The 6,965-nt window shown below is 65.9% G+C and carries 8 protein-coding genes; 3 read left to right on the plus strand and 5 right to left on the minus strand.

Features of this window, described 5'->3' with window-relative positions; translation table 11 throughout:
• Nucleotides 1-220: 220 nt before the first annotated feature.
• From ACWEO7_RS37390 to ACWEO7_RS37405, 4 genes are all read right to left on the minus strand, one after another.
• The gene (locus ACWEO7_RS37390; protein ID WP_452430325.1) at nt 221-1,843 is read right to left on the minus strand and encodes a CocE/NonD family hydrolase; all 1,623 of its coding nucleotides are present in this window, start codon (nt 1,841-1,843) and stop codon (nt 221-223) included.
• Between the two features lie 507 nt (nt 1,844-2,350).
• Nucleotides 2,351-2,659 (minus strand): hypothetical protein, encoded by a 309-nt coding sequence (locus tag ACWEO7_RS37395; protein ID WP_452430327.1) that lies wholly within the window; start codon nt 2,657-2,659, stop codon nt 2,351-2,353.
• A 176-nt stretch (nt 2,660-2,835) separates the two neighbouring features.
• Complete coding sequence (locus ACWEO7_RS37400) at nt 2,836-3,087, minus strand: type II toxin-antitoxin system RelE family toxin (RefSeq protein ID WP_452430329.1); 252 nt, start codon at nt 3,085-3,087, stop codon at nt 2,836-2,838.
• Entirely contained in the window at nt 3,084-3,356 is a 273-nt protein-coding gene (locus ACWEO7_RS37405; RefSeq protein WP_452430331.1) for a type II toxin-antitoxin system Phd/YefM family antitoxin, read from the minus strand. Before ACWEO7_RS37405 ends, ACWEO7_RS37400 begins: the two co-directional genes overlap by 4 nt.
• A gap of 650 nt (nt 3,357-4,006) precedes the next feature.
• Here ACWEO7_RS37405 and ACWEO7_RS37410 point away from each other — a divergent pair.
• From ACWEO7_RS37410 to ACWEO7_RS37420, 3 genes are all read left to right on the plus strand, one after another.
• Nucleotides 4,007-4,300, plus strand: a complete 294-nt coding sequence (locus ACWEO7_RS37410; RefSeq protein ID WP_452430334.1) for a hypothetical protein — start codon at nt 4,007-4,009, stop codon at nt 4,298-4,300.
• A 343-nt stretch (nt 4,301-4,643) separates the two neighbouring features.
• Nucleotides 4,644-5,624 (plus strand): alpha/beta hydrolase, encoded by a 981-nt coding sequence (locus ACWEO7_RS37415; RefSeq protein WP_452430335.1) that lies wholly within the window; start codon nt 4,644-4,646, stop codon nt 5,622-5,624.
• Between the two features lie 88 nt (nt 5,625-5,712).
• The gene (locus tag ACWEO7_RS37420; RefSeq protein WP_452430337.1) at nt 5,713-6,132 is read left to right on the plus strand and encodes an SRPBCC family protein; all 420 of its coding nucleotides are present in this window, start codon (nt 5,713-5,715) and stop codon (nt 6,130-6,132) included.
• A 129-nt stretch (nt 6,133-6,261) separates the two neighbouring features.
• On the opposite strand, the gene ACWEO7_RS37425 is transcribed toward ACWEO7_RS37420, so the two are convergent.
• Nucleotides 6,262-6,965 (minus strand): aspartate/glutamate racemase family protein (locus ACWEO7_RS37425; protein WP_452430339.1); only part of this gene is annotated, 704 nt, incomplete at its 5' end.

A 6,965-nucleotide genomic window follows, 5' to 3' on the forward strand; every position in this document is an offset into this window, starting at 1 on the left:
CGACGGCCTCATCCACAAACTCGGCCCAGGCCTCTACAGCGCCACCGCCTGGTCACCCGAAACCCTTGCATGACAAGCGAAAACACTAACTACCCACCGCTCACCGGCGACCGGGCCACCGCCCGAGGACGCGCCGATCTGCCCGGCCTGCTTTTCGCGCGGCGAAATTCGTGTGGGCTTCGGCGGCCTGCTGGTCGGCCGTTTCATTAGCCGTTGGGGTTCAGCTTGCCGGTCCGATGGGGAGGTTTACTGCGGATGGGTGTTGCGGGTCGTGGAAGATCAGCTGGTCGGCGGCGTGCAGGGCTGTGGCGGTTGCGCGGGGCTCGCCGGTGCCGGGGTTGCGGTTGTAGCGGGGGAAGGCCCCACTCGAGATCTGGACCCGTATGCGGTGGCCGCGTCGGAAGCGGTACGCCGTGGGCCACAACTCGACTGTCGCACAGGATGTTTTGTCAGCGTCGGTGATGCTGGTCAGGCCGTCGCATATGTTTGTCGACTTTCCCTGCTCGTCGACGTCGCACAGCCGGACGAACACGTCCGCGTAGGACAGGCTGGAGCGGAACCAGATCTCGGCGCTGACCTCGCCGATGACTTCCACATCCTGGTCGAGCATGGGAGTGGTGTAGGTCAGCACGTCGGGCCGGGCTTCGAGCGCGGCATTGTCGACCGAGCCGCCTTTGACGGTGGGGAACAGGCGGACTCCGCCGACCGCGGGAGTGGGCGAGCGGGGGTCGTAGTGGTAGCCGTCAGGGTCGGATTCGGTGGGTGTGTCGGTGGCCAAAGTGCCGTCGGGCTGCAGATGGAAGCGCTGTGCGGCGTACTCGGGTGGTGGCCAGGAGGTGAAATCACGCCACTGGTCCTGGCCCATGACGAACAACCGGACCGGTGCACGCGTGGACGGCTGTTGTCCAGGCGCGAGGGGCAGTCCGAACTCGAGGGCCTCACGGGCGGCGGTCCCCCACATCGGAAACGAGTCGTGGCACCATGGGCCGATCGTCAGCCGGGCGGTGCGACCGGCTTCCTGCAGTACTCGGAAGTCGCGGAGCTGGCCGGGCAGGAAGATGTCGTACCAGCCGCCGACAAGACTTGCCGGGACCGCGACGTCGGCGACCCGGTCCCGATGGTCCAGCGCTGCCCAGAACGGGTCGGCGGCGTCATGGGTGAGGATGTTCTGGAAGTAGTCCGACCGGTGGCCCAGCGCCGTGGTGTCGGCCGTGTTCAACGGCAGACTCCACAGGGCGCGGTGATCCTTCTTCGCGGCGGCCAGTGTCCGTAGCATGGCAAACCGCTTCTCCTGGCGAGCCACCAGCAGTGCCCAGCCGAACGGTGTCTCCAGCGAAAGCCCGTCGCTGCGGAGGAATTCCAGGGTGAGGGCCGAGTCGGCGACCGCCGGTATCATGGCCTTGACCTGGGGCGGCGCCTGATCGGCGACGGCCCATTGGGCGAAACCGAGATAGCTGAACCCGACCAAGACGATCGACTCGCCGAACCACGGTTGCGTGATCACCCAGTCGAGAGTGTCCAGGCCATCCTCCCGTTCGCAGCGCAGCGGATCGAACGGGCCGTCCGAGCCGAAAGTGCCGCGCGTGCTCTGCACCAGCACCTGGAAACCACGTTCGGCCAACGGCCGCGCCGCCTGCTGGCCGAAAAATCGCGCGCGTCCATACGGGCAACGCACGACCGCTGTCGGCAGACCGTCACCCCCGGATGCCGGAGCCCAGTGATCAGCCAGCAGGACCGCGCCGTCCCGCATCGGTACCCGAAGATCACGCTGGATGACGACATCCCTGGTCAACGGCGGGGGCAGCTTCTGAATCCACTGCATGAAACGGCTGTTCAGGTTCAAGATCACCTTCCGAGAGGGCTGACCGCGGCCGTGGCATGGGACGTACGCCGCAGGATCCGACGATCCGAGCTGTCGCTGTCTTACAGCCGCTCGATTTCCAACATTCGCTGCTCGAAACTGGCACCAGATCGAGGGAGCCCCGGCATCCACCGACCGAAAAAGGCAAGATCGCAACTGGTCAACGCGACACGATCCGATCAGTCGACGAGTCGATTGTCCCCGTTGGCCCAAGGGAATGAACCGCTGTCGAGTCGAGCACCTGCCCAGCCTGCCCAGCAGCCGACGCCTCCGCTATTGGGCAAATTCCTACGATGACCACTACGCGGTCAACCCTCACTGTCACGAAAGTGCTCGTGACGAAGGAGTCACCTCCCCGCGCACGAACGAGGCGATCACCAGATCACCCGCACCGCGCAACCGTGGTTCGACCATGGGGAACAGGCCGATCCACCGTTGGTTCTCCTCGTAATTAGCGCCGGATCGGGCGGAAATGCTCCTCAACCCCGGTCAGCGGATGCCGAAGTGGCGCGCGCGCAGCTCGGCCAGCACACGGCCCACCGCAGCCCGGTCGGCGTCGGTGAGCGCGGCCAGATCCGCCATCGAGTAGTTGCCGCGCTGGGCGAGGATGCCACCGACCGCGTGCAGCACGACCAAGTCGTGGGCCTGGCGGGTGGTCGAGGCGAGTTCGGCGATCACCTCATCCAGCCACGGCACCTCACCGCGTTCGGCGCGTCCACCCCCCGCGCTCGACAACACCGCGTCGAACGCTTCCGCGATATCGGTGTACACCGCACCGCGAGCGTCATCACGCCCCACCCCGTCCAGCCTTGTCCGCCGGTCCGCATGGCGCAAACGGTGCGTCCGGTTCACCGGTGCGAGATCGATCCGCGCCGCCGGATGGCTGCCGAACCTCGCCGGGGCGCGGCGGGCGGTTTCATCGCGGCCGCCACGGCGTCGGCGGGGCGGGAACGGGGAGTTTTGCTCGGAGAGTCTTATCTGTAGGCGTCGGAGCGTTTGGCGATGAGGTAGATCGTGATCAGGGCTTCGTCGTCGTCGATCTCGTAGACGATGCGGTACTGGCCGATGCGGATGCGCCAGTCGCTGTGGGTGCCGACCAGCTTTTTCGCGCCGTGGGGGCGCGGGTCGGCGGCCAGGCCGATGATCGCCTGAAGCGCTGCTTCCAGGACGTCGCGGGGGAGTTTCTGAAGCTGTTTGAGGGTGTCGAGGTGGAGGGCGATCCTCACGAGGCCAGAACTGTCTGCGGGTCGATACCCAGGGCCTCGACCATCTGCGACATCGACATCGTCTCGAACGGGGTTTCGCGCAGTCGGCGCAGCCGCAGCGCGTCGGCCAGGTCGGCGTGCTCGTGGAGGCGTTCGTAGTCGGCCATGCTGACCAGGGCCGCGATCTCGGTGCCGGAATCGGTGATGATGACTTCTTCGCCGGTGGTGGCGACCTCGCGGGCGATCGCGCCGAGTTTGGCCCGCAAACCCCTCAGGGTGTGTGTACGCATGGTTGACATGTTACTCCGGCATGGCCTGCCAGATGGTTGCCGAAAGCACCGCGAAGAAAGATTCGTGAACCGGCCTCGGCACCAGACACAGCAGCTGCGGCGCATCAGCCGGACAGACCGGCGACCGAGGGCATCCACGGACAACGGCCAAGAAGCTGCGGAGAAAGATTTCCGGACCGTTGCCGGTCGTCGTCATGCGAAAGGGAGGGGTTACCAGCCCCGGCGACAACACCCCGAGCCTACAGTCGTGTAGCGATCGGTGAATGCCGCACAGAGACCGACCGATGAATTCGCTGACCAGTTGCCATAGGATCGAGGGAGTCGTCGCCGGGGGGTGCCGGGATCCTCGCCTGGGACCGGGACTCCCTGCCCCTTGCAGCGGCGACCGGCAGCGGCCTGGGAACGCATGCTTCTCCTTCCGGGCCGCTGTTCGTGGCCTGCCGACGATGCGAAGGCCAGGCGAGCACCCCGGACCAGCAGGCCGCCGTGCGCGCCGACGCCGCGGCGATCGACGAACTCGCCGGACTCACCGACGAGGTCCTCGACATCTGCGACACGACCTGTCGCAGAGGGGCAGGATTCACGCGGAGACCCGGTCGATAGATGCCAGTCATAGTGCGATGTCAGCGAGTGTCCTTATGGTTGGGCGCATGACCGACATCGCGCCCCTGGCTGCCTCCACGCGGGCGGTGTTCGGCGACCCGGGCGTGCATGCAGTCGTCCGGTCCGGGCGTACCGTGCACGCGGTCAGCCTCGGCCAGTGGGTCGGCGACGAAGAAGTCCCGGAGTTGTCGTGCCACACCGGCGTGGCCGGATGGTCCCCTACGGCGCTGGCACCGACCCGGGCGGAAGTCACCTGCGCCCGATGCCTGCGCAAACTCGGCGGATCCGCCTTTCCAGCGCACCAGCTTCCGCTCTTCGACGACGAACACCTGCGCGGATAGCCCTGCGCTCGAGCCTCGACGGCCGGGGGTTTCTGTTCAGGGACCCATCTGTGACGGCCCGCCCCCGGTGGGTGAGGTTTCGGGGCGGGCCTGCCCATCGCCGCGTGCAGAACGTGGATCACGTCGGGACACCCCCCGCCGCCCCACCCCCAGCGACTACCAGCACGATGAAGTACCACCTGCGCCGAGCAGGAACCCGGGATCACTGGTGCCCGTCAGGAGGCAAGGAGCATCCATGCGGACTCCCGCGGTAGCACGAATCAAATTGGGGTGGATGCGGTGGGTTACCTGGGTGGTTGCGCTTGCGCTGGTGGTGTCGGGAGTTTTGGCAATGGAACCGGGAATGGCTGTTGGCGAGCCCGCGACGTCCAGGGCGGACACCGGGTCGTCGGAGGGTTACCAGGCGCCACCGGAGAGCTCCGGGCTTGCGGCCCGGCCGGGCATCGACCGCATCGAGCCGATCACTGATCGTTGGCTGCGGGTGTTCGTGCAATCACCCGCGATGAAACGTGTCGTGCAGGTGCAAGTGCTCCTGCCGGACGACCGTAGCCGTGCGCGCCCCACCCTGTACATGCTCGACGGTCGCGGTGCTCCCGAGAACACCAGCAGCTGGATAGAACACGGTCGTGCGGTGGAGTTCTTCACCGACAAGAGTGTCAACGTCGTGTTCACCAACGGCGGTCCTGCCAATCTCTACACCGACTGGCAGCGCCGCGAGCTTGTGCTGGGCACCAACAAGTGGGAGACCTTCCTCACCCGTGAACTGCCGCCGCTGATCAACGCACACTTCGAAGGCAACGGACGTAACGGGATCCAGGGGGTCTCGATGGGCGCCGGAGCAGCGATGATGCTCACCTTCCGTACACCGGGGCTGTACTCCGTCGTCGCGGGGCACAGCGGCTGCTACACCGTCGCCTCCGGCCCTGGTCAGACGCAGGCCCGCTCGATCGTCAAAACCTATAATGGCGATCCGGACAACATGTTCGGCCCACCCACCGACCCGGACTGGCTGGCCCACGACACCATGGCACACGCCCAAGCCCTGCGCGGCACAAAGATCTGCCTCTCCAGCGGCGGCGGTATACCCGGCGAACACGACGTACCCGGCCGGGTGGAGCTTCCCGACGCGATCACCATTGGAGGGCCCCTCGAAGCCGGAGCCTACGAATGCGCTCACGCCCTCGCCGCGCGGCTCACACAACTACAGATCCCCGCGACGGTGAACCTGCGGGCCGCCGGCACGCACTCCTGGCCGTACTGGGCCGACGAACTGTCCCGCCCCTGGCCCACCATCACCGAAGCGCTCCACGCGCACACCCACTGACCAACCCGCCGGGTGCTGACAGCATCCAGGCGTTCGGTATGGGAACTCATCGGCTGCTGGTGAGCGACTTTCGTGGCACGCTGAATGCATGCACTTCGAGAGTACTGTCGACATCGATGCGAGTTCTGAAACGGTCTGGCGGATCCTCACCGATGTCGAGGCTTGGCCGGAATGGACCGCATCCATGCGCAGGGTGCGACGGCTGGACAGCGGCGAGTTCACGGTCGGCAGCCGTTTCGAGGTCGACCAGCCCTGGCTGGCCACCGCTGTCTGGACGGTCACCGACCTCATCCCGGGCAGGAGCTTCACCAGTCGTGCGAGAAATCCTGGAATCACCACCACCGGCGGCCATGAGCTGACCGACCGGGACGGCTCGGTCACCGTCCGCCTCACCATCGACCACGCTGGATCGCTGGGATGGCTGTTCGGGTGGGCCACCGCCCACCTGACCCGTCGCTACCTCGCACTCGAGTCCCGCGGCTTGAAGCAGCGCGCCGAATCGCAGTAGACACGATATCCGCCAGCCCGCCACCGATCGACCACCTGATCAACGACATGGCCTTGCCGACACTCATGGACGTCGTGGAAGGCCGGTGGGGGCGTTGACGTAGACATCCATGAGCGGGCTACCTGATGTTCAGCCTCTGATGGCAGCGTCAACTGCCGCTTCGACGTGCAATCTGGTAGTCGGGAAAAGCGGAACCGGACTGTCGGCCGGACTTACTAGTAGTTCTATCTCGGTGCAGCCGAGGATGATCCCCTCAGCTTCCCGTGCGACGAGATCGTTGATCACCTGATGGTAAGCGATGCGTGATTCGGTGCGGATGATGCCCTGACACAGTTCGTCGTAGATGACGCGATGCACCAGCTGACGACCGGCGTCGTCGGGGACGAGAACCTCTAGTCCGTGACCGGCGAGTCGGTCACGGTAGAAGTCCTGCTCCATCGTGAACGCCGTGCCGAGCAACCCCACCCTCGACAGGCCAGCCGCCAGGACGGCATTCGCTGTGGTGTCTGCGAGATGCAGGAGCGGCACTGGTGTCGAGGCGGCTACCTGATCCGCGACCTTGTGCATAGTGTTGGTGCAGATCAGCAGGAGCTCCGCCCCAGCTGCCGTCAACGCTCGCGCGGCGTCGGCCAATACGTCTCCTGCCTCTCTCCAAGCCCCGGCGACCTGCAGCTGTTCGATCTCGGCAAAATCGACCGAGTACAGGATGCATTTCGCCGAGTGTAACGCCCCCATACGTGAACCGTCCTGGACTGGCTGGAGACTCCTGATATAGCAAGGGAGACTGTCAGCCATGGCGGCACCACGGAAGTTCGACGAGGGGACTCGCGCTC

Source organism: Nocardia sp. NPDC004260, from assembly GCF_053603155.1.

What these genes read in the sequence shown, in the direction of transcription:
- ACWEO7_RS37415 (WP_452430335.1), top strand. Translation starts at nt 4,644, where the DNA reads ATGGCTGTTGGCGAGCCCGCGACGTCCAGGGCGGACACCGGGTCGTCG.
- ACWEO7_RS37420 (WP_452430337.1), top strand. Translation starts at nt 5,713, where the DNA reads ATGCACTTCGAGAGTACTGTCGACATCGATGCGAGTTCTGAAACGGTC.
- ACWEO7_RS37410 (WP_452430334.1), top strand. Translation starts at nt 4,007, where the DNA reads ATGACCGACATCGCGCCCCTGGCTGCCTCCACGCGGGCGGTGTTCGGC.
- ACWEO7_RS37405 (WP_452430331.1), bottom strand. Translation starts at nt 3,356, where the DNA reads ATGCGTACACACACCCTGAGGGGTTTGCGGGCCAAACTCGGCGCGATC.